22 protein-coding genes are annotated in these 25,240 nt (G+C 45.2%); 20 read left to right on the top strand and 2 right to left on the bottom strand.

What is annotated here, in order from left to right:
* The 19 genes from SPIGRAPES_RS16520 (at position 1) to SPIGRAPES_RS07000 (ending at position 20,963) form a co-directional block, all read left to right on the top strand.
* On the top strand, positions 1 to 330 hold the full coding sequence (locus SPIGRAPES_RS16520; protein ID WP_014270088.1) for a cupin domain-containing protein: 330 nt from the start codon (positions 1 to 3) through the stop codon (positions 328 to 330).
* A 49-nt stretch (positions 331 to 379) separates the two neighbouring features.
* Positions 380 to 1,129 (top strand): 5-deoxy-glucuronate isomerase, encoded by a 750-nt coding sequence (locus SPIGRAPES_RS16515; RefSeq protein ID WP_014270087.1) that lies wholly within the window; start codon positions 380 to 382, stop codon positions 1,127 to 1,129.
* A 5-nt stretch (positions 1,130 to 1,134) separates the two neighbouring features.
* A complete protein-coding gene (locus SPIGRAPES_RS07080; protein ID WP_014270086.1) occupies positions 1,135 to 1,821 on the top strand; it encodes a ribulose-phosphate 3-epimerase in 687 nt (228 codons plus the stop codon).
* Positions 1,822 to 1,910: 89 nt separating this feature from the next.
* Positions 1,911 to 2,915, top strand: coding sequence for a TRAP transporter substrate-binding protein (locus tag SPIGRAPES_RS07075; protein ID WP_014270085.1), 1,005 nt, complete (start codon positions 1,911 to 1,913; stop codon positions 2,913 to 2,915).
* 81 nt (positions 2,916 to 2,996) lie between these two features.
* Positions 2,997 to 3,488, top strand: coding sequence for a TRAP transporter small permease (locus SPIGRAPES_RS07070; RefSeq protein WP_014270084.1), 492 nt, complete (start codon positions 2,997 to 2,999; stop codon positions 3,486 to 3,488).
* Positions 3,485 to 4,780: a TRAP transporter large permease gene (locus SPIGRAPES_RS07065; protein ID WP_014270083.1), complete on the top strand. Its 1,296-nt coding sequence runs from the start codon at positions 3,485 to 3,487 to the stop codon at positions 4,778 to 4,780. The genes SPIGRAPES_RS07070 and SPIGRAPES_RS07065 overlap by 4 nt, the downstream gene beginning before the upstream one ends.
* Before the next feature lie 128 nt (positions 4,781 to 4,908).
* A complete protein-coding gene (locus tag SPIGRAPES_RS07060; RefSeq protein WP_014270082.1) occupies positions 4,909 to 6,078 on the top strand; it encodes an iron-containing alcohol dehydrogenase in 1,170 nt (389 codons plus the stop codon).
* Between the two features lie 499 nt (positions 6,079 to 6,577).
* Positions 6,578 to 7,336: a DeoR/GlpR family DNA-binding transcription regulator gene (locus tag SPIGRAPES_RS07055; RefSeq protein ID WP_014270081.1), complete on the top strand. Its 759-nt coding sequence runs from the start codon at positions 6,578 to 6,580 to the stop codon at positions 7,334 to 7,336.
* Between the two features lie 20 nt (positions 7,337 to 7,356).
* A complete protein-coding gene (locus tag SPIGRAPES_RS07050) occupies positions 7,357 to 8,169 on the top strand; it encodes a BtpA/SgcQ family protein (RefSeq protein WP_014270080.1) in 813 nt (270 codons plus the stop codon).
* 20 nt (positions 8,170 to 8,189) lie between these two features.
* Positions 8,190 to 9,254 carry a BMP family ABC transporter substrate-binding protein gene (locus SPIGRAPES_RS07045; protein WP_014270079.1) on the top strand — a complete coding sequence of 355 codons (1,065 nt, stop codon included), beginning with the start codon at positions 8,190 to 8,192 and terminating at the stop codon, positions 9,252 to 9,254.
* A gap of 67 nt (positions 9,255 to 9,321) precedes the next feature.
* A complete protein-coding gene (locus SPIGRAPES_RS07040; RefSeq protein WP_014270078.1) occupies positions 9,322 to 10,839 on the top strand; it encodes an ABC transporter ATP-binding protein in 1,518 nt (505 codons plus the stop codon).
* Positions 10,836 to 11,945 (top strand): ABC transporter permease, encoded by a 1,110-nt coding sequence (locus SPIGRAPES_RS07035; protein ID WP_014270077.1) that lies wholly within the window; start codon positions 10,836 to 10,838, stop codon positions 11,943 to 11,945. The genes SPIGRAPES_RS07040 and SPIGRAPES_RS07035 overlap by 4 nt, the downstream gene beginning before the upstream one ends.
* Positions 11,942 to 12,904, top strand: coding sequence for an ABC transporter permease (locus tag SPIGRAPES_RS07030; protein WP_014270076.1), 963 nt, complete (start codon positions 11,942 to 11,944; stop codon positions 12,902 to 12,904). Before SPIGRAPES_RS07035 ends, SPIGRAPES_RS07030 begins: the two co-directional genes overlap by 4 nt.
* Positions 12,905 to 12,924: 20 nt before the next feature.
* Positions 12,925 to 14,247 (top strand): amidohydrolase family protein, encoded by a 1,323-nt coding sequence (locus SPIGRAPES_RS07025; RefSeq protein ID WP_014270075.1) that lies wholly within the window; start codon positions 12,925 to 12,927, stop codon positions 14,245 to 14,247.
* Between the two features lie 38 nt (positions 14,248 to 14,285).
* Complete coding sequence (locus SPIGRAPES_RS07020; protein WP_014270074.1) at positions 14,286 to 15,758, top strand: FGGY-family carbohydrate kinase; 1,473 nt, start codon at positions 14,286 to 14,288, stop codon at positions 15,756 to 15,758.
* Between the two features lie 216 nt (positions 15,759 to 15,974).
* The gene (locus SPIGRAPES_RS07015; RefSeq protein ID WP_014270073.1) at positions 15,975 to 16,454 is read left to right on the top strand and encodes a MarR family winged helix-turn-helix transcriptional regulator; all 480 of its coding nucleotides are present in this window, start codon (positions 15,975 to 15,977) and stop codon (positions 16,452 to 16,454) included.
* A complete protein-coding gene (locus SPIGRAPES_RS07010) occupies positions 16,447 to 18,654 on the top strand; it encodes an ABC transporter ATP-binding protein (RefSeq protein ID WP_014270072.1) in 2,208 nt (735 codons plus the stop codon). The genes SPIGRAPES_RS07015 and SPIGRAPES_RS07010 overlap by 8 nt, the downstream gene beginning before the upstream one ends.
* Positions 18,651 to 20,564 carry an ABC transporter ATP-binding protein gene (locus SPIGRAPES_RS07005; protein ID WP_014270071.1) on the top strand — a complete coding sequence of 638 codons (1,914 nt, stop codon included), beginning with the start codon at positions 18,651 to 18,653 and terminating at the stop codon, positions 20,562 to 20,564. The genes SPIGRAPES_RS07010 and SPIGRAPES_RS07005 overlap by 4 nt, the downstream gene beginning before the upstream one ends.
* A 21-nt stretch (positions 20,565 to 20,585) precedes the next feature.
* Complete coding sequence (locus SPIGRAPES_RS07000) at positions 20,586 to 20,963, top strand: pyridoxamine 5'-phosphate oxidase family protein (RefSeq protein ID WP_014270070.1); 378 nt, start codon at positions 20,586 to 20,588, stop codon at positions 20,961 to 20,963.
* A 112-nt stretch (positions 20,964 to 21,075) separates the two neighbouring features.
* Here the strand turns inward: SPIGRAPES_RS07000 and SPIGRAPES_RS06995 are convergent, their stop codons facing one another.
* Positions 21,076 to 22,548, bottom strand: a complete 1,473-nt coding sequence (locus tag SPIGRAPES_RS06995; protein WP_014270069.1) for an NAD(P)H-dependent flavin oxidoreductase — start codon at positions 22,546 to 22,548, stop codon at positions 21,076 to 21,078.
* A gap of 305 nt (positions 22,549 to 22,853) precedes the next feature.
* On the opposite strand from SPIGRAPES_RS06995, the gene SPIGRAPES_RS06990 reads away from it, so the two are divergent.
* Entirely contained in the window at positions 22,854 to 23,858 is a 1,005-nt protein-coding gene (locus SPIGRAPES_RS06990; protein ID WP_014270068.1) for a purine-nucleoside phosphorylase, read from the top strand.
* Positions 23,859 to 23,940: 82 nt separating this feature from the next.
* On the opposite strand, the gene SPIGRAPES_RS06985 is transcribed toward SPIGRAPES_RS06990, so the two are convergent.
* Entirely contained in the window at positions 23,941 to 25,203 is a 1,263-nt protein-coding gene (locus SPIGRAPES_RS06985; protein ID WP_014270067.1) for an amidohydrolase family protein, read from the bottom strand.
* Positions 25,204 to 25,240 lie beyond the last annotated feature (37 nt).

Raw genomic sequence — 25,240 nt, 5'->3', positions numbered from 1 at the left:
ATGAAAAAATGTTATGTGATGAATAGAGAACCAAAGGTGATTAAAAATTTTCCTGGCGCTATAAGCCAGATAGTATTCGATGAAGAAAATTCTCCTATCACAGGTTTTTCAGCAATGGTCAATGAATTTCAGAACACTGAATTTCTACCCTTTGGTATCCACGAGGATAACGAAGGATTCTTTGTGCTTGAGGGTACGGGAAGCATGATCGTGGCCGATGAAGAATTTGCAATTTCAGCAGGTTTCTCGATGATAGTTCCAGCACATACGGTCCATGCAATACGAAAGACCGGGGAAGCAAAGCTTAAGATTTTTCTGTTTCATTTTTAGGGCATCCAAAAACAAAATCTTTCTATTAATCATATAAGGAGTTCATACATTGTTACATCATTTATTACCTCAGGAAGTACTTACAAAACAGGAACCCTGTAACCTCGGACTTGAATATACAAGTGTCCAAAGACTTGAGATTAAGGGTCAAATTTCTGTAGAAAGTGGTAGCGAGGAACTTTGTCTTGTGGTTATCAAGGGAGATGTGTTCTATCAACATCAACATGAAACGGGAAATGTCCAACTCTGCGATATTCTATATCTTCCTATTGATGATTCCCTTCTATTAGCTGCAGAAAATGCCGTAGTAATGAGATTCGGCGCTTCTTGTTCTCGAAAAACCTCATTCTCATCAATCTTGTTTACTGATGTTGATGCAGATAGTCGCCATAACCGATATGGCAAAGCATGTGGTGGAACAGAACGTGATGTTTGGAATTGTATAGATGAAAAATTTGATTCAAGTCGGTTTCTAGTTGGAATTTGTTTTGGAAATCTTGGTGGTTGGACAGCCTGGCCTCCCCATGAACATGGTGAAAAAAGGGAAGAAACCTACTGTTATTTCAATATGGAAGACGGTTTTGGCTTGCAATGTGTTTATGACGAGATGGGTCAGAAGGATTCTGTTGTAATGGTTCAAGAAGGTCATGTTATCTCTATTCCCTCTGGATATCACCCGAATGTCGGCTGTCCCAAAACTGGTCTTAGGTATATTTATTGCATGGTTTCAAAAACCGCTGAAGATAGAAATTTCATGGATTTGCATACACAGCAAATCTATGGTGATCGTTTGGAGTAGAATGCATGGCCATAATTAATTCACCTTCGTTGGCAAACTGTCAATTTTTAGAATTTGGAAGGCAAGTCAATGAGCTTGTAGAGGGAGGCGCTTCTTGGTTTCATATCGATATCATGGATGGTCATTATGTCCCGAATCTTTGTTTTCCGGTCAAATTGGTTGGGGAGCTGAAGGAAAATTATCCAGAGATTAAAGCTGATGTACATCTAATGGTTACTGATCCGATTGCGTATATACCCCAACTCAAGGAAAACCGAGCTGACTATATAAGTTTTCATCTGGATTCTACCCCTTTTAGTCGCAGGGTTTTAGACCTGATACACCAAAATGGGATGAAAGGTGGGGTAGTAATCAATCCAAGCCAAAGCATTTCATCTGTAATCCCTGTGCTTGATTATGTCGACTACGTGGTGGTGATGACCGTTGAACCTGGCTACGCCGGACAAAGATTTATGTCAGGTAGTATGCAAAGAATCGAAGAGTTGGTCCTGTTGCGAGAAGCAAGAGGATTGGATTTCTTAATTTCTGTAGATGGTGGTATCGATTATTCCCATGCAAGAGAATGTGCACGGTTGGGCGTTGAGGTCTATGTTACTGGAAACTTTACCATATTCAAGCAACAGGAATCGTTGCTTTTAGCATGCAGGAAATTCAAAGAAGAAATGGAAGAAGCGCATTCTGGTAAGATTTAATTCGATGGGGGCGAGGACTGGGTGCCACTTTTGTGGCGCCCTGGCATTATTCTATAACTGGTTCGGAAAAATCAAAATGGAGAGAGAGAATGTTAAAAAAGGTTATGATTTGTTTATTTGTCCTTTCACTGGCAATGGTTCCTATGTTTGCGAACGGATCTCAGGAAGAAAAAGCACCTGTGCAGAAGAATATTACCATGCGACTTGCTGATAATCAGCCTGATGGTTATCCAACTGTTGTTGGATGCAAGGAATTTGCTCGCTTGGTGAAGGAAAGGACCAACGGCCGAATTACTATTGAGGTGTATCCTAGTGCCCAGCTTGGTGATGCAAAGTCTGTTATCGAACAACTTCAGTTTGGTGGAATTGACTTTACTAGAACTTCGATTAGTCCTCTTGCTTCCTTTAGCCCTGAACTTGATATCCTGCAGATGCCATATCTCTACAGGGATGCTAATCATTATTGGAATGTTCTGAATGGTGAAATCGGTGAATATTTTCTTAAATCTGTTGAGAAAGATGGTTTTTTAGGTTTGGTATATGTTGATGCTGGATCACGTTCCTTCTACAACACCAAAAAACCGATCTACACTGTTGCCGACCTCAAGGGCATGAAGATCCGTGTTCAGGAATCTTCTTTGATGATGGGTATGATCAAATCTCTCGGTGCAGTTCCTACAGCATTGGCCTATGGCGATGTATACAGTGCATTGCAGACCGGTGTTATCGACGGTGCCGAGAACAATTGGCCCTCGTATGCGACTTCAGCCCATTTTGAGGTGGCAAAGTTCTACTCGATCGACCAGCACACCAGGGTCCCTGAGATGATTGTTGCTTCCAAAATTAATATGGATAAGCTCTCAACCGACGACCAGGCCCTCATCAAGAAGGCTGCCATGGATTCTCAGGCTGTTGAGATTGCAGCTTGGGCTGAATTTGAGAAGACCTCAGAGGCAAAGGTCCGCGCTGCCGGTTGCCAGATCAACACGATCAACGACCAGGCTGAGTTTGCAGCTGCAATGGCCCCCCTATACCAAGATCAGCTCGATGAGCAAGGTCGTATTTGGGTTGAAAAGATCAAGGCTGTAAAATAAGGTTCATCATGAACTAGTCTGGATGTGGGGTTTCCTTTGGAACCCCACGCTTTTTGATATATATCCTTTTGGAGGTATCCCATGGAGCAGTTCAAGAAGATTCTTGACTCCGTATTTGATTGGGTTCTCAAACTGGCCATGGTGTTGTTGCTTGCGATGGTTGTCATCGTATTTTTCAATGTCGTACTGCGATACGGGTTCAAATCTGGAATCCATTGGTCCGAAGAGATTTCCCTGGTTATCGTCATCTGGTTTACGTTTATCGCCATGGCCCTCGGCGTCAAGGAGAACCTCCACATCAACGTATCCATATTGCCAAAAAAATTGCCCGTGAAATTTTTCCTTACCCTCGACACAGCAAAGGATGTCCTTGAAATCCTGATAGGGGTCATCATGTTCTACTACGGCTGGAAGCTGACAGTGAATGGCGCCAAGTCGTTCCTTCCTGCCACCCATATATCCAATGCGGTGAACTATCTGGTCCTGCCTGTCTCGGGAGTATTCATCGTTGCCTATTCCCTTATCCACGTATATGAAGACTTTTGCAAGTTCAAGGGAGGCGATTCCAGATGAATACAAGTATGGCTTCATTCATTCTCCTCGGTTCATTTGTTTTCATGCTCATCATGAAGTTCCCCATCACCTTCTCCCTCTTCCTCTCCTCGGTGTTCACGGCTATGTTCTTGCATATCCCGATGATGTCCATCGTGCAGAGGCTGGTAAGCGGAGTAAACTCCTTCTCCCTGCTTGCAATCCCGTTTTTCATCCTCTCAGGCGAGATCATGAGCCAGGGCGGTATCTCCCGCAGGCTCGTCGGGTTCGCCAATGCCCTCATCGGACGTTTCCGTGGTGGTCTGGCCCAGGTAAACATCCTTGCCTCGATGTTCTTCGGTGGCATCTCTGGGTCTGCAGTAGCTGATGTATCGTCAATCGGTGCCATGCTCATCCCCATGATGGTCGACGACGGATACGACGAGGATTTTGCCGTTGCCGTTACGGTCACCAGTGCCTGCGAGGGAATCCTCATCCCGCCGAGCCACAACATGATTATCTTTGCAATGGCAGCCGGAGGCGGGGTATCGGTGGGGAAGCTGTTCCTCGGCGGGGTCATCCCCGGTGTGGGGCTCGGCCTTCTGCTGATGATCCCGACAGGAATCATCGCCTACCTGAGGAAATACCCCAAGGAAAAGCCCTACGGCTGGAGGAAAACGCTTAAAATCGCCCGCGAGGCGGTTATGGGCCTGTTCACGATCATCATAATCATGGGCGGGGTTGTCTCCGGCGTGTTCACCGCGACCGAGTCGGCAGCTGTTGCCGCAGTGTATTCGTTCCTCATAACCTTCTTCGTCTACAAGGAGATTCCGCTTAGGCAGATGAAATCGATTCTGCGCAACTCCCTGAAGACCTTGGCTATGGTAATGAGCCTCATTGCCGCTGCAAGTTCGTTCGGGTACCTGATGGCGTTTTTGCGCATCCCCCAGTCAGTTACCAACGGGCTGCTCACGATAACCGACAACAGGATTCTTTTGCTGTTGATGATCAACCTCATGCTGCTGGTCCTCGGGTGTATCATGGATATGGCACCGCTGATCATCATCTGCACCCCGATCCTCTACCCGGTAATCGTAGGGCACCTGGGCATGGACCCCGTGCAGTTCGGCATCATGATGATTCTCAACCTGGCCATCGGTCTCACGACTCCCCCGGTAGGCTCGGCGCTGTTCGTAGGTTGCTCAATCGGCAAGATATCCATCGAGAAGGCTACCAAGGCAGTTCTGCCTTTCTACCTGATGATGGTTGCCGATCTGATGCTGGTCACCTTCGTTCCGCAGGTTACCATGTTCCTGCCTTCGCTGATGGCTTGACCCTTCATCGTATGTAAATAGGAAACAGGCTGTTGCACCTTTCGGTGTGGCAGCCTGTACTGTTTTTATTTGCCTAATAGCCTATAAATCCCTATATTAGCAATAGGTATTAAAAATTGGAGGCAACGATGACATTTACATATCACATTCCAACGAAGGTTCTTTTTGGCATTGGTCAACTTAATCACCTGCATGAACAGGACCTGCCTGGAAAGAAAGCCCTGATCGTTATTTCTTCCGGTAAATCGACCCGGGCCAACGGATATTTACAGAGAGTGGAAGACGAACTTAAAAAAGCCAAGGTGGCATCTGTCGTGTTCGACAAAATCCTACCCAATCCAGTAAGAAGACATGTGAGCGAAGGAGCAGCCTTTGCCAAAGAGCACGGCTGTGATTTTGTAATCGGCCTGGGTGGTGGTTCCACGATTGACTCAGCGAAAGCCATTGCAATCATGGCTACCAATGAAGGTGAATTCTGGGATTATATCGGTGGTGGCAGTGGAGGCCAAAAAGCTATCCCAACCTGGCCTCTTCCCATCGTGGCAATCACTACGACTGCAGGAACCGGTACAGAAGCCGATCCTTGGCTGGTAATCACCAAAGAAGAGACCAACGAGAAAATTGGTTCGGGCTACCTCGGGACCTTCCCTGTGTTAAGCATCGTAGACCCAGAACTCATGGTTACGGTTCCTCCCCATCTGACTGCCTACCAGGGCTTTGATGCCTTGTTCCACAGCACAGAGGGGTATATCAACAATACAGCGAATACACTCAGCGACCTTTATAGCCTCGAGGCTATCAAGGTTATTGCCCGGAGTCTTGAAACCGCAGTGAAAGATGGTAGCAACCTTAAGGCAAGGGAAGATGTGGCCCTGGGAAATACCCTAGCTGGTATGGTAGAGTCGACCTCGGGTTGTATCTCTGAACATTCTCTCGAACATGCAATGAGTGCTTATCATCCAAATCTTCCCCATGGGGCAGGCCTGATCATGATTAGCCGTGAATACTATACCCACATGGCTTCGGTTCATGCCTGTGACCAGCGAATGGTTGATATGGCCAAGGCAATGGGAAAGACCGATGCAAAGGATCCTATGGATTTTGTGCAGGCTCTTGTCGAATTGCAGAAAGCCTGTCAGGTTGACTCGCTTAAAATGTCAGACTACCAGATTACACAGCAAGAGTTGCTTCCTATGGTTGCAAATGCCAGAGCCAACATGGGCGGTCTTTTTGCTGTCGATCCTGTAGTATTGTCCGATGAGGATTGTCTCAAGATTTACTCAAAGTCTTTTGCCTAAACTTCTGTCAGGGTATTTCTTCAATCTCCCCGGTCTTTGAAAGATGAGATCAGGGAGATTTTTTTGTTGCATAAATGGCTTGTAATTGCAACAAAAGATCAAATTTGAAGTTTGTGTGAATTAACACAAATAAAACCCAAAAAAAGGTAAATGTTCGAATTCACACCAAAATATGTTCGATAAAGCTCATCTGGTTTCTCCTTGAGCTCAATTATTATTCTCTATTTACAATGAGACTGCACAGAAATTAATAAAAATACTATCGAAAAATTTGATAAAATATTCAAATCTGCTAAAACAAAATTGCTGTTAGTATATAAAAAATGATGAATTTGTAAGATTAACCATTCTTATTTATCCTGTTTATATCTATGTTGTTTTTCCTTTTTTTTTACTATGTAAGACTCGATTCATTACAAAAACCTTTTATTGACAGATTGTGTTGCATGCATGATAAGTAAAAGGCATGGTGAGCGTAGTCGAACAAAGCAGGGAGATTATGAATAAGAGACAACAAGTAATCCTTGGGTTATTGGATCAATCAGGTTTCATTTCTGTTGCAGATCTTTCTGCCCGTTTGCAGGTATCTGAAATGACAATTCGACGAGATCTTCAACCGCTTGAGGAAAAAATGATGATCCGTAGGGTTCACGGCGGGGCAATGACCATTAATAAATGCATCCAGGAACCACAGTTTGATTTGCGTGCTTCCAGTTCTTTGGAAGCAAAACAAACAATTGCACGCTTGGCGGCTTCCCTGGTTAAGGAAGGCACTACCATAGCTCTTGATAGTGGGACAACAGCCTTGGCGTTGGCTCAAAGCCTAGCAGATTATCAAGAGATTACTATTATCACCACTAACCTTCGGGTTATGAATTTCTGTCTCAGTCATAGCAACCTACAGGTAATTGTACCTGGAGGATTGCTTCGCCCCGGAGAAGGTTCTCTGATAGGTAGTTACACACTTGAGTTTTTGAGGAATATCCACGTTGACCAATTTTTTATGGGCATTGGTGGGATTGACAGCAAAGTAGGGGTAACTGAATACAATGCAGAGGATGCTGCTGTAAAAAGGATCTTGGTGGAAAACTCCCATCAGGTTATCGCTTTGGCTGATTATTCTAAATTTAATAAGATCACATTTGCAAAAATCTGTGATCTGGAGGTTCTTGATATTGTTGTTACCGACGGTAAGGTACCTGAGCCTCTTCGCGATTCATTTCAGCAACAAGGAATAACGGTGATCCAACCGAAATAGTTTGGCACTGTGGAGGAAACATGAGTAAGAATTGGTTGAAAGATGCATATGGGACCGAAAAACCCATTATTGCAATGTGTCATCTTGATCCCCTTCCTGGGGACCCTAAGTATGATAACAACAAAGGAATGGAATGGGTGGTTGACCGAGCATTGAAGAACTTGACTGCATTGCAGGAAGGTGGTGTTGATGCGGTAATGTTTTCCAATGAGTTCAGTCTTCCGTATCTGACCAAAGTAGAGCCTATAACGATCGCAGCAATGGGAAGGATAATAGGGGAAATCAAATCCGAGATAAAGATTCCCTATGGGGTGAATGTTCTTTGGGATGCAAAAGCAAGTGTTGAACTTGCCGTAGTGACAGGAGCTACCTTTGTTCGTGAGATATTTAGCGGAGTCTATGCTAGTGACTTTGGTCTCTGGGATACCAACTATGGAAGCATTGCCAGAAGGAGACGTGATATCGGGGGAGAATCTGTCAAACTGATGTTCAATATATTCCCAGAGGCAAGTGTATATCTTGGAAACAGGGATCTTGTGGATATTGCAAAAACAACAGTTTTCAATCATCAGCCTGATATCCTCTGTATCTCTGGGAGAACTGCAGGGGCTGAGACTTCTTCTGAATTACTGGCCCGGGTTGCAGAAGCGGTACCTGATACTCCTGTCTTCGCAAATACCGGATGTACCGTTGAGAGTGTTGCATCGAAATTGTCAGTGGTTGATGGTGCTGTAGTTGGGTCGGCTTTCAAACGGAATGGGGATTTTTTTGAGATGGTCGACAAGGAAGAAGTATTGAGATTCATGGATGTCGTTACGGCATTCAGGAAATAATATCTATGGGAGATGAGAAAATGAAAAAAAAGTTCTGTTTTGTTGTGCTCATGGTTCTGGCAGCCTCTATTTCACTTTTTGCAAGTGGAGCAAAGGAATCAGCTGCAGTAGAAGCCGAAAAAGACCTGATTACAGTTGCTGTTGTCCTTCCCAGCCCCCTTGGGGATCGTTCTTTCTGTGATAGCGCTGCAATTGGAGTTGAACGGGCAAATAAGGAATTGCCTGTCAAAGTAGATTTAATTGAGACCCAAGGGGTCCATGAGCACGAAACAGCAATGCGAAGTGCCATTAATAAAGGATATGACTTGATTCTTGGAGTTGGACTGGACACTCAAATGATGCTGGATTTGGCAACTGAATATCCTGAACAGTTGTTTGGATCCCCAAGCGAACTGTTTGCAGAAAAACTTCCTTCGAACCTTGCTTCCCTCTTAATCAATGTGAATAAATCCAGTTTCCTAGCGGGTGTTGTGAGCGGTATGCTTACAAAGACTGATAAAGTCGGTGTAGTCTGCGGTGGTGATGCCCCTGGTATCAATCAGTTCTACTATGGCTTTAAGCAAGGTGTTCTCGCTGTTAATCCCGAATGTAAGGTGTATGTAAACTATCTTGGATTCGATTTTTCGAACCCTACCCTGGGAAAAGAAAGCGCAATCGCCTTGTATGATGAAGGCTGTGACATTCTTTATCAGGTCTGTGGACTTTCTGGAGAAGGTGTTCTTGCTGCCGCTGCAGAGCGTAATCTGTTTGCTATCGGGGTAGACAATGTCCAGGATGGATTTTATCCAGGGCATATCATTACCTCTGTAATCAAAAGGGTAGATAACAGTACCTATGATTTAATCAAAGAATATGTACAAGGAACTTTCCAGGGGGGCTTCCGTACCCTTGATATGGAAGATGGGGCAACAGGACTTTCCTGGGATACGGGTGTAACTACCTTTGCTGACAAAGGACCTTCCGATATGGTAGCTAAACTTCCTGAAATCCAGAAGGTCGCTGCTGATTATCGGGCAAAGATTCTGAGCGGTGAGTATAAGGTATATGATGCATTAACCGAACCTCTCTGGGAATCTCTCAAGTAATATTTTCCCATTCAATGCCTCCATCCCAAACTATATGGGAGGGGGGCTGTTTTTATAGGGAGTTCGCATGAAAGAAGTGATTAAGTTTGAGAATATAAGTCGATTCTATTCCGAAACAAATGTACAGGCAAACCATGCTGTAAGCTTTTCCATTGTAGAGGGAGAAATCCATGCTATCTGTGGAGAAAACGGAGCTGGAAAATCTACGCTCATGAACATTCTGTTTGGTCTGGAACAGGCTGATAACGGTACTATCTATGTGGGTGGAGATCCTGTCCATTTTAAAAACCCTTCTGAGGCTATCGAGACAGGAATAGGTATGGTACATCAGCATTTTATGGTGGTGAATTCCTTTACTGTAGCAGAGAATGTTGTGCTGGGGATGGAAACTACTCGTCTTGGGTTACTCAACCATCGAAAAGAAATTGCCTTCGTCAAGGAATTATCCCGGAAGTATCATTTGCCCATCGATCCTGATGCCATAACTGAAACACTGCCTGTAGGGCTTCTTCAGAGACTGGAAATTCTCAAGATGCTTGCCCGTAATGTCAAGATTCTCATTCTTGATGAGCCGACTGCCGTGCTTACCCCCTCAGAGGTCAAGGAATTTCTCCAGACCCTTCGGGGATTGGCAAAAAATGGAACGACCATCTTGTTCATAAGCCATAAATTGCAGGAAGTCTTGGATGTTTCCGACCGAATAACTGTAATGCGAAAAGGTATGGTGATTGGTACGCGGGAAACAAAGGAGACCTCCATAGCAGATCTTGCAAATATGATGGTTGGCAGAGATGTGGTTCTACAGGTCTTTAAGAAAAAAGCCGAGCCCAAAGATATCGTCCTTTCTGTTGAAAACCTACGATTCCGTAATGGAAGCGGAATTGTAAAGTTGGATTCAGTATCGATGCAGATTCGCTCAGGTGAAATCTATGGTGTAGCAGGAGTGAGTGGCAATGGTCAGGATGCTTTGGTTTCCTGCATTTGCGGAATGATACAGCCAACATCAGGGAAAATACGTCTTCTTGGAAAGGATATTTCCCTGATGACTGTACAAGGAAGGCGAAAAGAAGGGATTGCCCATGTCCCTGAAGACCGGCTTGCAATGGGGCTAAATCCTGAAGCCTCAGTTTCTGAAAATACTTTGCTTGGATTTGAAGATAGAAAAGAGTTCCGAAGAGGCTGTTTGCTAAACGAAGAGGTATGCAATATTCATGCACAGCAGATTATTGATTCCTATTCCATAGCAGGAGCGACCATTGATAGTCCTGTGATTAAGCTGAGTGGTGGAAATATGCAGAAAGTAGTGTTAGGACGTGAACTGGCGACTAATCCCAAGTTACTGATAGTCAATCAACCGACGAGAGGGCTTGATGTAGGTAGCATTGAGTTTGTTCATAGAATGATAGTCGAGCAGAGGGATGCAGGGGTCGCTGTACTGCTTGTTTCCGTTGAACTTGAGGAAATTCTTTCACTTAGTGACCGCGTAGGCGTAATGTATTCAGGAAAAATTCAGGGGGAATTGCAGGGCTCTGAAATTAACGAACAAACTATCGGCCTGTTAATGGTTGGAGGCATATCAATATGAAAAGAGGAAAGAGATTTGGAAGTGCTGTTTTTGTCTCGATAACCGCAATTTTGCTCGGAATAGCCTTCTCTTTTATATTAATTGCTTTAACCGGGGTTTCTCCGTTGAAAGCCTTTAAGGTTCTAGTTTCCGGTGCGTTCGGGTTTTCAGGGAAAGTCTGGCCCTTGCTGATTACCTTGGGTCAGTCGACACCCTTGATCTTGACTGGTCTGGCTGCAATGTACGGTTTTCGGGTTGGCGTGTTTTGTATTGCGCAGGAAGGGCAATATGTTTTTGGGGCTGTTATGGCGGCATGGCTGGGAATTCAACTCAATCTTCCTCCTTATCTAATGGTTCCTGTTATTATTGCCGCTTCAATCCTAGCTGGTGGTCTCTATGGTTTGATACCAGGGTTGTTGAAGGTAAAGCTAGGGGTTAACGAGATTATTTCTTCAATTATGCTGAACAACATAGCTACGTTAGCTTTGGAATATCTTGTAGCCTTTCCCCTACGGGCTGATGCCGGGCAAAAAGCCCAGTCTGCGGTACTTGATCAAGCACTCTGGTTACCTCAATTTGTGAAAGGTTCACGGTGGGGAATCTCCTTTGTGATAGCAATACTTCTGGTAATCCTTTCGTATCTATATATCTGGAAAACCCCTGGGGGCTATGAAATGAGAATGGTTGGTAAAGCCCCGATGTTTGCCAGGTATGGTGGCATAAAATCTGAGCGTGTCGTCCTTCGTACCATGTTCATAGGAGGAGGGCTCGCTGGTCTTGCCGGATGCATGGAGATTTTGGGCAATTACCATAGGATTATGACCGGTTTTTCTTCCGGCCTTGGCTTTGATGGCCTTAGTGTTGCAATGCTTGGAGGTTCCCATCCTTTTGGAGTAATGCTAGTTGCTATCCTTCTCGCTGGAATACGGCAGGGTGCCCAATTAGGGCTCCAGATAAACCTTAAAATACCTAGGGAGCTAGGGGGTGTTCTCATTGCTCTGATTATTTTCTTCGTTGCAACTGAGAATGTATATAGACCGGTTGTTGAAATGACCTGTAAAAAAGTGAGCAATTTTTTCCAGAGATCGTATAAAAACATCAGAGGGAAAAAGGAGTCGGCACAATGAATGCTTTATTGGATTTTTTTACCATGAATCTCCTTAGTAGCTCGCTAAGGCTTGCCACTCCAGTTATTTTGGCAGCACTTGCAGCAGCTTTATGTAACAAAGCCGGTGTGTTGAACCTTGCCATTGAGGGAGAAATGCTTTGGGGTTCCTTTGTTGCAATCGTGGCGACGTATTTATTTAGGAACCATACTGCCTTTGGGGTCATCCATCCGGTTTTGGCTACCTACTTAGGGGTTCTTGTCTCAATGGGGTTCGGTGCCTTAATGGGTTGGTTTTTTGCCTGGTTGCATACAAGTTTTCGAGTCAATCTTGTTATTTTGTCTATTGCAATCAATATGCTTGCCAGTGAGACTACCGTCTTTTTAATGAGGGCTATCTTCCATCAGTCAGGTACGTGGTCTGATGCAAGCATTGTTCAATTACCTTCCTATTCCCTGCCTTTGTTATCTAAGATTCCCCTGATAGGAAAACTATTTTCTGGGTATAATAGTATTGTGTATGTAACTTGGATTCTGGCAATATGCATGATAATTGTTTTTGGGAAAACTAAATATGGAAGACATCTCAAAGCAGTCGGAGAAAATCCAGATGCTGCAAAATCCGTTGGGATATCTGTCAAAAACGTTCAATACTCAGCTTTAATACTCAGTGGAGCAATGGCATGTCTGGGGGGAGCTTTTCTCTCGGTAGGTCATCTGACCTTGTTTACCAGGGATATGAGTAGTGGTAGGGGATGGCTGGGCAATGCCGCCGCTTTGTTTGGTTTTAATAATCCCGGAGGTTCTTTCTTGGCCGGGTTGTTCTTTGGTGTAGCAGATGCAGTTGCCCTTCGATTGCAGAATGTTACAAAGATTCCACCCTATATCATCCAAATTCTGCCATATTTCATGACTTTGGCAATTCTCGGTATTGTTTCCTATAAAGCCAAGATACGAAAAAGCCGTAATTCACTTCACTAATCAGAAAAATGGAGGGCAAAATGCCTAAGAGAACAGTTCTTGAAGCAAAATATGTGTTAACCATGGATTTGTCATTTCGTATATATAACCCAGGGTTCGTCGTAATACAAGGAAATACCATCATGGAGGTAGGAGAGGGTTCTTTCCCCTTTGGACCTGAAGATGAGGTAATACAATTGGGGAATCGGTTGCTCATGCCAGGGCTGGTGAACTGTCATAACCATACCCCCATGGTTCTCACCAGGGGAATGTGTGAAGGAGTCTCCCTGTTTACCATGGATGGGTTTCTCAATACGCTCAGACGCTATGAATCGTTTGCAGATGGGCAGATGGCAAGTCTCACTACTCCCATTTCCTGTGCCGAAATGATCCGTACCGGTACGACTTGTTTTGCTGACCAATATTTTTACACAGACAAAATTTTTGAGCAGGTTGAAAAATCAGGCTTGCGTGGTGTGCTGGCCTATGGAATTGTGGAACTAGGGGATGCCACCTCACGGGAGAGAGAACTTGTAAAATGTGAATCATTTTTGGAAATGGCAAAAGACAATAGCCGCATTACTGGATGGGTTGGTCCCCATGCTTTTTTCGTGGACAATAGCTTGGAGCTAATCAAGCGTGAGATTGCCTTAGCGAAGAAATATAATTCAGGATTTCATATTCATTTTGCAACAAGTAATGAAGAGAATGATTATTGTATACCTCGATTTGGATGCTCCGCAGCCCAAAAAATGGAAGAAATCGGTATCTTGGATATACCTATTCTGGCTGCCCATTCGATAACCATTGGCCAAGAAGATATTGAGTTACTTGCAAAACACCCGTTTTTCCCAGTAATGGCTCCATCTGCTGCTATGAGAAGTGGTTTTCCTGCTGCTCCCGTGAAAGCCATGAGGGAAGCAGGTCTTACTGTTGTACTGGGAACAGATAATGTGTGCAATTCGAATAGTTATGATATGTTTGGTGAAATGGGGACCGCTGGAAAGCTGATTATTCATCGTGAGCAGGATGTCAAAGCCATCACTGCCCAGGATTTGGTAATGATGGCTACCCAAGGAGGAGCTAAGGCCTTGGGAAAAGAACATGAGATTGGTTCTCTTGAAGCAGGGAAGAAAGCAGACATCATTGCACTAGACCTTGGCGATATTGGCTGGGGACCTCTTTGCGGGCAAGATTTCTATACGCAACTCGTTTATTCCGTATCAGGCCTAAGTGTTACCCATACAATGGTCGATGGTGTTTGGCTGATGAAAGACAAAATCCTCCAGACGCTAGATATGGGTCAATGTTCACAGGATTTAGAAAAGGCAACTACTGAGTTGCTCCGGAGAATGGAACAGTAATCCATGCAAACTGGCAAGGATAGGGAGAATACTGAATAATGAATGAAGCTTTTTCTTTGGGAATCGATATCGGTACCACTGCCATCAAAATGATCTTGGTGTCTGCTACAGGTGAGATACTAGGAACTTGGACAAAACCCCATGACCTTTTGAGTCCGAAACCTGGTTATGCAGAAGAAGACCCGATGATTTGGGAAAACCATATGTATGATTTATTGCGTGAGGTTGTTTCGGCAACGGATACGGAAAAAATCAGGGCAATTGGTGTTACGGGAATGGTTCCTGCCTTAATCGCCTTAGGCAATGATAAGAAACCTTTGATGCATTCAATCCAGCAGAATGATATTCGCTCAGAAAAAGAAATAGCTGAATTGGAATCTCAGCTTGATTCTGACTGGTTTTTTTCAAAAACAGGAAACCGTGTCAACCAGCAGCATATTTTCCCTAAAATCCTCTGGATTACCAGACATCATCCACAAATAATAAAGCAGATACGCTATATTCTGGGTTCTTACGACTATCTGGCGTTTCTCTTGACCGGGGTTGTCCAGGTCGAACATAACTGGGCTCTGGAAAGTGGCATGTGGGATTTATCCGAAGATTCCTGGCTGGAAGAAATCATGCAACTCGGGGGTGTGGATAGCAAATGGCTTCCTCCCGTTTCAAACTCGACTGATATTATTGGCTCTACAACCTCTAAAATTGAGCAATTGACAGGACTTAGGGCAGGAATTCCGGTAATCGCAGGGACTGCAGACCATGTAGCCTCTTCCTTCTGTACCGGAGCTAGGAGAGCAGGGGATCTCGTTTTCAAACTCGGTGGAGCCGGGGATATTCTGCTTGCCTTGGATCATCTGGTCACGGACAACCGGCTATTTATTGATTACGGTTGCAGTTCAGGTGTCCCATATCTGCTCAATGGCTGTACTGCCAGTAGCGGCTCAATGCTCAAATGGTTCCAAAAAGAATTTTCCTTTGCCGATTTTACGGTGATGGATGAACGGGCCTCTGTTGTCCCCCCCGGTTCCGAGGGGGTTGTAATCCTCCCGTATTTTCTAGGAGAGAAAACGCCCTTGTTCGATGTCGATGCAAAAGGAGTTATCTATGGGTTGTCTCTCTCCCATTCCAAAGATCACGTTTATCGGGCAATGCTTGAATCGGTAGCCTTTAGTTTTCGTCATCATATTGAAGTTTTTACTGAACTTGGGTTACCTATACAACGGGTGTTCATAACCAACGGGGGGTCCAAAAGTACCCTCTGGCGTTCAATAATGGCCGATGTGACAGGGTTTGATTTACAGTATGTAAAACACAATCCTGGGTCTTGTCTGGGAGCTGCCCTGCTGGCTGGTATAGGATGTGGCCTTATGGAGGAAAAGGTTGCAGACCGTTTTCTTGAGGAAACGATTACCATTCCTTTTTCAGTGGAAAATCATGCAAGGTATGGACGTCCTTATGAAACTTTCCGATTAATCTATGAAGCGTTGAAACCTATTACGAAAAAAGCCTAGCAACAATGTTCTTCTTCGATAATTACAGGTTCCTCCCCCTTTTCTGACGGGGGAGGTTTTTGTCTCAGAAATGGTTGCTTGGGCTTCCAATACTCGTAGCCCAGCAATCTACATAAAAAACCATAAGAAACATCTTGTCTTCAGTCACTGGTATTCAGTATTATTTGTACTATGTTTAATAGTTATAGTATTTAATAGTTAAGGATGCAAATAAAAATGGATGTTTTATTGAAAGAAGAGTTCATCGCTGCCATGCACCGATTCAAGAAGGTAGGGAGAAGTTTCCTCCCTTGCTGTGGGATCAACATGGGTGAATTCTTTGTCATGGAAAGGATTTCTCGTGATATGCCCTGTTCCAGTACCGATATATCTGCCTCAGAAATGCAGAATCATCCGCAATTTACCAAACCTGCAGTGTCCCAGATGCTCAATTCGCTTGAGAAAAAAGGGTATGTACATCGGGAAATCGACAAGAATGACCGTAGAAGAATTGTAGTTACCCTTACAGCAGATGGTGAGGAAGTTCTCAAACAGGGAAAGACTAATTTCAACAATCTGGTAAACCAGGCTATTGCACGGTTCGGCGAAGAGAATACCCGACAGTTCATCTCCCTTGTAGCCCGACTGACCGATATAACCGAAGACCTGAAGGATATTTCTCCTCAGGATGACAAGAAGGAAGAACACCTTGATTAAACTGGTAAAATATTTGAAGCCTTTCGCAATTGGTTTCTTGATAACCCTTGCAATTCTTTTTGTGCAGGCAATCTGTGAACTTAATCTTCCGAACCTCATGTCGGATATCGTGAATGTAGGACTTCAGCAAAACGGGTTGGAGCATGCCTCCCCTGAGGCCATCAGCCAAGAAGGAATGCAACTGATTACCACATTCATGGATTCTGGGGAAAAAGAGTTGGTCTCTACAAACTATCGGCTGGTAGCAAAGGATGACAATTCCTATGCGCAACTCTATCCACAGGCAGGGGTACAGTTCTATGTGAAAGAAATGCAGGATAGCAATGATTCCTCTCGTCTTGATGCTGCTTTCGGGATTGCAACCTGGACAATGATCAACAGCCTCCAGGCAATGGGTAGCCAGTCGGGCAGCGAAACGGGGATGCAAATTTCAACTATGGATATTTCAAAGCTCTACCAGATCCTCCCGTTGATCAGCCAATTACCTCCCCAAGTTCTGGAAACAGCCCATCAGAAAGCCTTGGAAAGCAATGAAACTATACGCAACCAAAGTGGAATAATGTTATCGCAACTATTCCTTGTTGAATTGGGTGCCGATATGCGTTCGACCCAGTCTGCCTACATTCTGGCAATCGGGGTGAAGATGTTGCTCATTGCCCTGTTGGGGGGGCTTGCAACTATCATGGTTAGCTTTCTATCATCCCGAATTGCAGCAAGAATTGCAAAGAATCTTAGAAAAGACGTATTTGAGAAGATTGAAAGTTTTTCGAACAATGAATTTGACAAGTTTTCATCTGCTTCCCTTATTACAAGGTGTACAAACGACATAACCCAGATCCAGCGTTTCTTTATGATGGGAATCCGGATGATTTGCTATGCCCCGATCATTGGTATCGGAGGGGTTATCATGGCTTTGGACAAATCCGTTTCCATGAGTTGGATTATCGCGGTTGCCTGCCTTGTTCTCATCGGGACCATCATGGTTTTGATGTCAATCGTCATGCCTAAGTTCAAGGCAATCCAAATCCTGGTAGATAAATTGAACCTGGTTTCGCGGGAAAACCTCACTGGTCTGATGGTCATCCGTTCCTTTGGGACACAGGACTATGAGAAAAAACGGTTCGAAGTTGCCAATGACAACCTGACAGGTACCACCCTCTTTGTAAATAGGGTAATGTCTTTGCTCTTTCCGCTCATGACTTTGGTGATGAGCGGGGTTTCTTTGGCCATTGTCTGGGTAGGGGCCCGTCAGATTGCCAACTCGGCATTGCAAGTAGGCGACATGATGGCTTTCATGCAATATTCCATGCAGATAATCATGGCCTTCCTCATGCTTTCGATGATGTTTATCCTTGCCCCTCGTGCAGTAGTTTCGGCAACCCGCATCGCTGAGATCCTGGAAACCGAGAATTCCATCGTAGATCCTAAAGAGAGCCAAGCCTTCGATGAACAGAAAAAGGGCCTACTGGAATTCAGGAATGTATCTTTTAGGTATCATGGGGCTGAAGAAGATGCCTTGCAGGATATTTCCTTCGTAGCAGAACCTGGGAAAATGACGGCCATTATCGGATCGACCGGTTCTGGAAAATCGACCATAGCCAATATGGCCATGCGCTTTTATGATGTCACCGAAGGTGCAATCCTTTTGGATGGCGTTGATATCCGGCAGGTACGCCAGAAAGATTTGCGTGACAAGATCGGGTATGTCCCCCAGAAGGGCATTCTCCTTTCCGGTACCATAGCCTCGAACTTACTGTATGGGAAGAAAGATGCCACTGAGGAAGAAGTGCAGACTGCAGCCACGGTAGCCCAGGCTATGGATTTTATCAATGAGAAGAGCGAAGGCTTCGCTTCAGAGATTTCCCAAGGTGGTTCCAATGTCTCAGGAGGGCAGAAACAGAGGCTATCCATAGCCAGGGCCTTGATAAAGAACCCCGAGGTTTTCATTTTCGACGACAGCTTTTCTGCCTTGGATTTCAAGACAGATATGAAGCTGCGAAAAGCCCTGAAAGAACATACTGGTACAAGTACCGTTCTCATAATTGCCCAGCGGGTAAGTACCATCATGAAAGCAGAGCAGATTATCGTGCTTGATGAAGGGAAAATCGTCGGGAAGGGAACCCACTCAGAACTGCTGGAAAAATGTCCGCAGTATTATGAGATTGCATCTTCGCAGCTTAGTGAGGAGGAACTTGCATGAGCCAGAATTCAAACGAACCAAAAACCAATTCTCAGAAAGGTCCCCTGGGCCGTGGTCCCATAGGCGGAGGACCGGGAAGGCATGGTATGATGGCAGGGGAAAAGGCAAAAGATTTCTCCGGTACTATGGCTAAATTGATCGGGTACCTCGGCAAATATGTCTGGATGATTCTGATTGTCTGGATTCTTGCCGTACTATCCACTGTCTTTACGATTATCGGACCAAAAATGTTGGGTCAGGCTACCGATGTATTGTTTACCGGCATGATGGCAAAGATTGCCGGGAGTGGCAGTATCGACTTTTCAAGGATAGGGGAGATTATCCTCTTTCTGGTTGTCCTGTACGTCACCAGTGCTGTCTTCATGTATCTGCAGGGGTTTGTGATGTCAGGCATAACCGCAAAGGTTACCTTTAGGCTCAGAAACAACATCAGTGAGAAAATGCACAGTCTGCCTCTTGGTTATTATGACAAGACAACCCATGGTGAAGTGCTTAGCCGAATTACCAATGACGTCGATACTATCAGCCAGACAATGAACCAGAGTATGACCCAGATCATTACCTCCGTTACCTCGATTATCGGGATCGGAATCATGATGTTTTCCATTAGCTGGCGCCTGACCCTGATTGCCTTGGTGGTGATTCCTGTTTCCCTTGTGGTGGTAGTGAGAATTGTCAAAAAATCGCAGAAACACTTCAAGGCCCAGCAGAAGTATCTCGGTAAGGTAAACGGACATGTCGAGGAGATGCTTTCAGGACATGTAGTGGTCAAGGCGTTTAACGGGGAAGAGGATTCTGCAAGGATTTTCAAGGACTATAACGAAGCCCTGTATGATTCGGCATGGAAATCGAATTTCCTTTCCGGGCTCATGATGCCCATAATTATGTTTATCGGGAACCTTTCCTATGTTTCCATCTGTATCTTCGGAGGATATTTTGCCGCAAACGGTACGATGACCGTTGGGGGAATCCAGGCCTTCATCCAGTATGTGCGCTCATTCAACCAGCCAATTTCCCAGATTGCAAATATTTCCAATATTCTCCAGCAGACAGCGGCCGCGGCAGAGAGAGTCTTTGAATTCCTTGGGGAAAAAGAGGAACTGAGGGAAACCGAACATGCCTTGTCAATTCAAAATGACGATACTATCAGTGACACTGACCTTGTGGTGCATGTGGATGGAAATATTTGTTTCGATAGGGTTTCTTTTGGATATACCCCTGACAAAACGGTCATCCATAATTTTAGCGCGTCGGTTATGCCTGGACAGAAAATTGCCATCGTAGGTCCTACCGGTGCTGGAAAAACAACTATGGTAAAGCTTTTGATGCGATATTATGATGTCGATAACGGCGCAATCCTGATTGACGGACGCGATATCAAGAACTTCAAGCGGGGCGAACTCCGCTCCCTTTTTGGTATGGTCCTACAGGATACCTGGCTCTTCAACGGTACCATTGCCGACAATATCCGCTACGGAAAACTCGGTTCGACTGATGAAGAAGTGAAGGAAGCTGCCATTGCAGCCCAGGTTGATCACTTTGTGCGAACGTTGCCCGATGGATATTCGCAGGTGCTGAATGAAGAGGCAAACAATATATCCCAAGGGCAGAAGCAATTGCTGACCATTGCCAGGGCCATTCTGGCCGATCCGAAGATTCTCATCCTTGATGAAGCAACGAGCAGTGTCGACACCCGAACCGAAATCTTGATCCAGAAGGCCATGGATACCCTCATGGAGAACCGTACGAGTTTTATCATCGCCCATCGGCTGTCTACGATCAAGAATGCAGATTTAATCTTGGTAATGAATGATGGCGATATCGTGGAGCAGGGCACGCACAACGATCTTTTGGCAAAGAATGGGTTTTATGCATCTTTGTATAATAGCCAGTTTGAAAAAGCTGTCTGAATAAAGAATAAGGAGTGAATCATGGAGAAATTGCCAAAAAGGGTATTAGATGCCTGGGAACAGAGGGAACCGGCGGTAGTATTTACCACCGTCAATGGCGAAGGGATTCCTAACAGCATCTATGCAACCTGTGTCGGCCTTTACCAAGAGAGCGAGATTGTCATAGCCAATAACTATTTTCAGAAAACCTTTGAGAATATCCAACAGGGCAGCAAGGCTACTGTTCTGTTTATTACCAAGGAAGGGAAATCCTTCCAGATAAAGGGTGAGCTCGAGTACCATACTGAAGGATCTTACTATAGTTTCATGAAAACCTGGAACCCGAGCAAGCATCCCGGTCATGGTGCTGCTGTGTTGAAGGTTTCAGAAATTTTCAGTGGCAAAGAGAAACTTCTGTAACATATGTAAACGAAAGAGACTAAAACGAGCGACCCTACAGTATTACATCTGGATGGTCGCTCGTTGCTTTGCCTTACCGGTGAGAAGCTGAAAGCAATTCCCGGTTTCTTTCTTACTTGGAAGTCTGTGGGACGGTTGCCGGGGAAGCTTTGAACAAATCCCAAGCGCCTACCACATGTTCCACTGTCTGTAGTTGTAGATTCCTTGCTTTGGATATTGCACTGTTATACTGGTTGCGGAGCTCTGTCAGGGAAATCTCGGGCAGCGCATGCAATGCCTGCTCATAGGCTTTTCCCAGTTCGATCACCAGAGAATCCATACCCTCATATTTTTTCCAGAGTTTCTCGGCCCGCTCTACCAGTTGTTCCAGTTTGACCGAGGCTTTTTCATGGGCTGCGAGCCAATATCCTTCGGCCAATTCATTCACAAGCGATGCGACGGGTACAATGGAATCAATCTTATAGGCATTTGCCCCTACGAATACAAAGCCCTGACGTAAAAGACCTTTGCGCGCATTGTTCAATGCAATGGAAATGCAATAGTTGGCATCCTGGGCTTTGCAGGAAGCTAGACATTTCCAGGCACAACGGAAGGAGGGGCGTCTCCCTTCCTCTGCTGCAAGTATGAAGTCATTGCGTATTGCACGTCCTGGCATGCCGACAGGGCTTTTTATGAGACCGATCTGGTCCTCTGTGCAATCGACATAGGCTTGTTTGAATTTGATGTCTGCGTCGCATTCATCAGTAGCAACGAAGCGGGTAGCCATTTGGACACCGCTGGCGCCGAGTTGCAAGGTATCGTAGACATCCTGTCCTGAATATACCCCGCCACCTGCGATAACCGGTATTTCCCTTCCGAACTCTTTGGAAAAGGGAATCAAGGCCTCTACAATCTGAGGGACAATTGCCTTGAGCTGGAACTCTTCCTTGTCCAGTTGTTCAGGGGCAAACCCGAGGTGTCCTCCGGCCAATGGACCTTCAAAGACTACGGCATCGGGAATATCCTGGTAGATTTTCCCCCACATTTTGAAAATCATTTCGGCAGCTCTTGCCGAACTTACGATAGGGGCAACGGCAACACCGTTTTCTCTCATCCGTGCTACCGGGAGCCCTTTGATAGGCAGTCCTGCACCCATGAAAACGATATCGACCTTTTCTTCAATAGCGACGTCGAGCATCTGGTGGAAATCATTGAGGGCAACCATGATGTTGACCCCGATAATCCCCTTTGTCTTTTCCCTGGCTGTCCTGATTTCCCTTCTGAAGGCACGCAGACCTGCTGCCTGCCCATCCTCAAAGTAATCCTTTTCCAGAAGTCCAATCCCATTTGCCGCAATGACACCGATACCACCGGCTTCTGCGACAGCAGAGGCTAGGGATGAAAGAGAGATTCCTACGCCCATTCCACCCTGTACGATAGGAACAGGAGCTACAAGCCTTCCTATTCTCAGTGGGGGCCAAGCTGGTTTGGTTTGTTGTATTTCTTCAATGAATCCTGAAATCTTTTTGAAGGGGAGCGTTTTCGAGAGGTTATCCGATACGGTGCGAAGTGAGGTCAGTAATGTATCGAAACGTGATGTATTCATCGGCTTGTTTCCTTTCTTTGGTTACTGCTGATTTATTCGGGAATAAACCCGTGAGTTTATTTTAACATAATTACAAAAAGTGTCATAGTGGTAAGCAAAGAAGAAATACCTTTCGGTCTGGTAAGTAATCACTGATGGAAAAGAAGTATGTCCCTTGGTGAAATTCTTGTAAAAGTCTTGTACAGGGTTCCTTTGTGTACTGTTGTACAAAGTAAGAAATATGACTAAAAACAAAAACACCCTTGTTTTTGCAACATAAATTCAAGTATCTTTCATGAAACGAAACACAATGTGGGGAGTCTAGAATGAAAAAGTATGTGAAGATGACAATCTTGTTGCTTGTATTGGTAATTTCTGCAACAAACCTTATGGCGCAGGGCGTGGTCGAAAAACCCGTAGTCAAGGTACTCGTGCTCGACATGTTTGAAGTTGGTGCAAATAAAGGGGACTTTGCCGGTGAATTTCAGAATTACTATGAAACCTATTTTGATGGTGCTGAAAGTTACACGCTCAATTCCATGCCTTTGACCTTGTATATCAACGATGATGGTGTTGCAGGATGTATCGCAGGTATGGGCAAGGCTCAAGCCTCATCAACGCTCACTGCAATTCTCAGTGACCCACGGTTTGATTTCTCCCAGACCTATATCTTGGTTTCCGGATGTTCCGGGATGCCTCCGCAGCGTGGGACCTTGGGGGACGTTGTCTGGGCAAATGAATTGGTAGACTTCGAGCTTGGCCATGCCTGGACTGAGTCCGATATTGCCCCTGGCACCTCTGCTACCTTCCTTCGTAGCGAAGGATACGACAGGGCAGGGTATATCAAGCTCAACGCAAGCCTTTCCCAGTGGGCCTATGAGACTACAAAGGATGTTGTGCTTGTCGATGATCCAAAGGCAGCCGCATACAGAGCCAATTACGGTGCTGCAGAGGCTCTGGAAACCCCTGCCGTTCGCATGGGCGTCTCGGTAACCGGAGACAGCTACTGGCATGGTGAACACTCTTCTTTGCATGCAGATGAAGTCTGTGCTGCCTATGGGGCTGGAACCTATATGGTAACCCAGATGGAAGACAGTGCTTTCGGTGTTGCTGCCATGAATTACGGCTTGCTCGACCGTTTGCTTGTCTGTCGTGATGTTGTCAATTTTGATCAACCGTATCCCGGTCAAACGGTGCTTGAAAGCCTTAGCGCAAGCTCAGGTGCTTTCTCGATGGGGATGAAGAACGGGTTTTTAGTCGGGTCGAAGGTGATCGATTCTCTTGTTGCCAATTGGGATTCCTACGGTACTACCATTCCTTCGGTAAAGTGAGCAAATAGATAGACAGCTAAACTATTATTGTAAAGTCTCTCCCCCACCAGGGGGAGCTTTTTTAGTGGTAGCCTATCGCTTTCTATTTATTCTGGAATAGCTGGGCAACAAGCAGAGAATATTCCCTTCTGATTTTCTCTTCGTCAATGGTCAGGAATTTTTTATCCTGCATGATCCACACGCCGTTGGACATGACATGGTCTATCATCTCATTGCGGGTATAGAGGACAATGTTGTGCATGATATTGGAGAATCCGGGTAACGAGATGAGTGGGCTTACCTGGTTGTTGAGTTTGATAAAGCATAGGTCAGCGCTATTGCCTTCTTCGATTATTCCACAATATCCGGTACCTTCTGCTAACGGGGCGGCATGGGTGGTAACCATGTCAAAGACGATGTTTGCCGTATAGAGCTCAGGGTGCATTCCCTGCTTCAATTCCCCATAGGTGGTTCTCATGACATCCCAGAGGTCATGGGTTATAAAATCGGTGCCTAGCGTTACATTGATCTTTTGCTGGAGCATAGAGCAGAGGTTCATGTTCCCCTCGCTGCTTTGTATATTGGAAAGTGGGCAATGTACAACATTTGCCTGATGTTTGGCCAAAAGTAAGATGTCATCTTCTGTGGTTTCTACGCAGTGAAACAGAATGGTTTTTTCCCCAAGCATATGCTCACGGGCAAGTAGTTCAATGGTAGACAGCCCGAACTTTTTCTTTATTTCTGCCCGTCTCCAGCTTGTCTCCAGGCAATGGGTCATCAAGAAAGGCTTGTCCTGCGCGTATCGGATCCTTGTTTTCTCCAGGATTTCCTCAGTGAGGTCTTCTTCTTCACTCAGGTGGGTGCCTTGAATCACGAGATCGGTTTCCTCTTTTTCTGGCGGATATTGGTCGTAATAGTCGACGAGGGCTTTTATCCCGATTTCTTGGGCACATTCTTGCAAGACAGCTGAGGATTCGTCTGCCTGCCCGGTTTCAACAATAAAGGAAACCCCTTGTTTGACATACTGCATATAGGCATACAGAACCAAGGTCCTGAAAGCCGGGGTTTCGACAATGCCGTCGAGGTAGTCAAAAATAAATCTCTGTAGTTTTCCCTGAACGCTATCATTACACCAGTCCTTCATGGGCATATCCCTGTTCAAACCCCTGAGCAGGGTGTCGGGGGTATGCACATGACAATCGGCAAGGGAGGGTAAAATGAGGTAGTGGGTACAGTCGAAAATCTCCTCACCCCTATTGGGGTCAAGATTGTCAGCAATCTCACCAATGACGGAAGAGGAGATTTTAATATCGCCGGTGTGGACCAAGTGGTCACTTCCCAGGTATCGTGCATGTTTTAATATCATATGTATATGATATCATGCATATACTCCTTGGCAAGCT

This window comes from Sphaerochaeta pleomorpha str. Grapes, assembly GCF_000236685.1.
GTDB lineage: Bacteria > Spirochaetota > Spirochaetia > Sphaerochaetales > Sphaerochaetaceae > Sphaerochaeta > Sphaerochaeta pleomorpha.
The sequence above is the reverse complement of the archived record's forward strand: the minus strand, read 5'-3'. Positions and strand labels throughout refer to the sequence as shown.

Coding starts and splice junctions, on each gene's coding strand:
- SPIGRAPES_RS06995 (WP_014270069.1), bottom strand. CDS start 22,548: ATGAATACATCACGTTTCGATACATTACTGACCTCACTTCGCACCGTA.
- SPIGRAPES_RS07000 (WP_014270070.1), top strand. CDS start 20,586: ATGGAGAAATTGCCAAAAAGGGTATTAGATGCCTGGGAACAGAGGGAA.
- SPIGRAPES_RS07040 (WP_014270078.1), top strand. CDS start 9,322: ATGAAAGAAGTGATTAAGTTTGAGAATATAAGTCGATTCTATTCCGAA.
- SPIGRAPES_RS07025 (WP_014270075.1), top strand. CDS start 12,925: ATGCCTAAGAGAACAGTTCTTGAAGCAAAATATGTGTTAACCATGGAT.
- SPIGRAPES_RS07055 (WP_014270081.1), top strand. CDS start 6,578: ATGAATAAGAGACAACAAGTAATCCTTGGGTTATTGGATCAATCAGGT.
- SPIGRAPES_RS07045 (WP_014270079.1), top strand. CDS start 8,190: ATGAAAAAAAAGTTCTGTTTTGTTGTGCTCATGGTTCTGGCAGCCTCT.
- SPIGRAPES_RS07005 (WP_014270071.1), top strand. CDS start 18,651: ATGAGCCAGAATTCAAACGAACCAAAAACCAATTCTCAGAAAGGTCCC.
- SPIGRAPES_RS07075 (WP_014270085.1), top strand. CDS start 1,911: ATGTTAAAAAAGGTTATGATTTGTTTATTTGTCCTTTCACTGGCAATG.
- SPIGRAPES_RS06990 (WP_014270068.1), top strand. CDS start 22,854: ATGAAAAAGTATGTGAAGATGACAATCTTGTTGCTTGTATTGGTAATT.
- SPIGRAPES_RS07015 (WP_014270073.1), top strand. CDS start 15,975: ATGGATGTTTTATTGAAAGAAGAGTTCATCGCTGCCATGCACCGATTC.
- SPIGRAPES_RS07065 (WP_014270083.1), top strand. CDS start 3,485: ATGAATACAAGTATGGCTTCATTCATTCTCCTCGGTTCATTTGTTTTC.
- SPIGRAPES_RS07080 (WP_014270086.1), top strand. CDS start 1,135: ATGGCCATAATTAATTCACCTTCGTTGGCAAACTGTCAATTTTTAGAA.
- SPIGRAPES_RS16520 (WP_014270088.1), top strand. CDS start 1: ATGAAAAAATGTTATGTGATGAATAGAGAACCAAAGGTGATTAAAAAT.
- SPIGRAPES_RS07060 (WP_014270082.1), top strand. CDS start 4,909: ATGACATTTACATATCACATTCCAACGAAGGTTCTTTTTGGCATTGGT.
- SPIGRAPES_RS07050 (WP_014270080.1), top strand. CDS start 7,357: ATGAGTAAGAATTGGTTGAAAGATGCATATGGGACCGAAAAACCCATT.
- SPIGRAPES_RS07035 (WP_014270077.1), top strand. CDS start 10,836: ATGAAAAGAGGAAAGAGATTTGGAAGTGCTGTTTTTGTCTCGATAACC.
- SPIGRAPES_RS07030 (WP_014270076.1), top strand. CDS start 11,942: ATGAATGCTTTATTGGATTTTTTTACCATGAATCTCCTTAGTAGCTCG.
- SPIGRAPES_RS07020 (WP_014270074.1), top strand. CDS start 14,286: ATGAATGAAGCTTTTTCTTTGGGAATCGATATCGGTACCACTGCCATC.
- SPIGRAPES_RS06985 (WP_014270067.1), bottom strand. CDS start 25,203: ATGATATTAAAACATGCACGATACCTGGGAAGTGACCACTTGGTCCAC.
- SPIGRAPES_RS07070 (WP_014270084.1), top strand. CDS start 2,997: ATGGAGCAGTTCAAGAAGATTCTTGACTCCGTATTTGATTGGGTTCTC.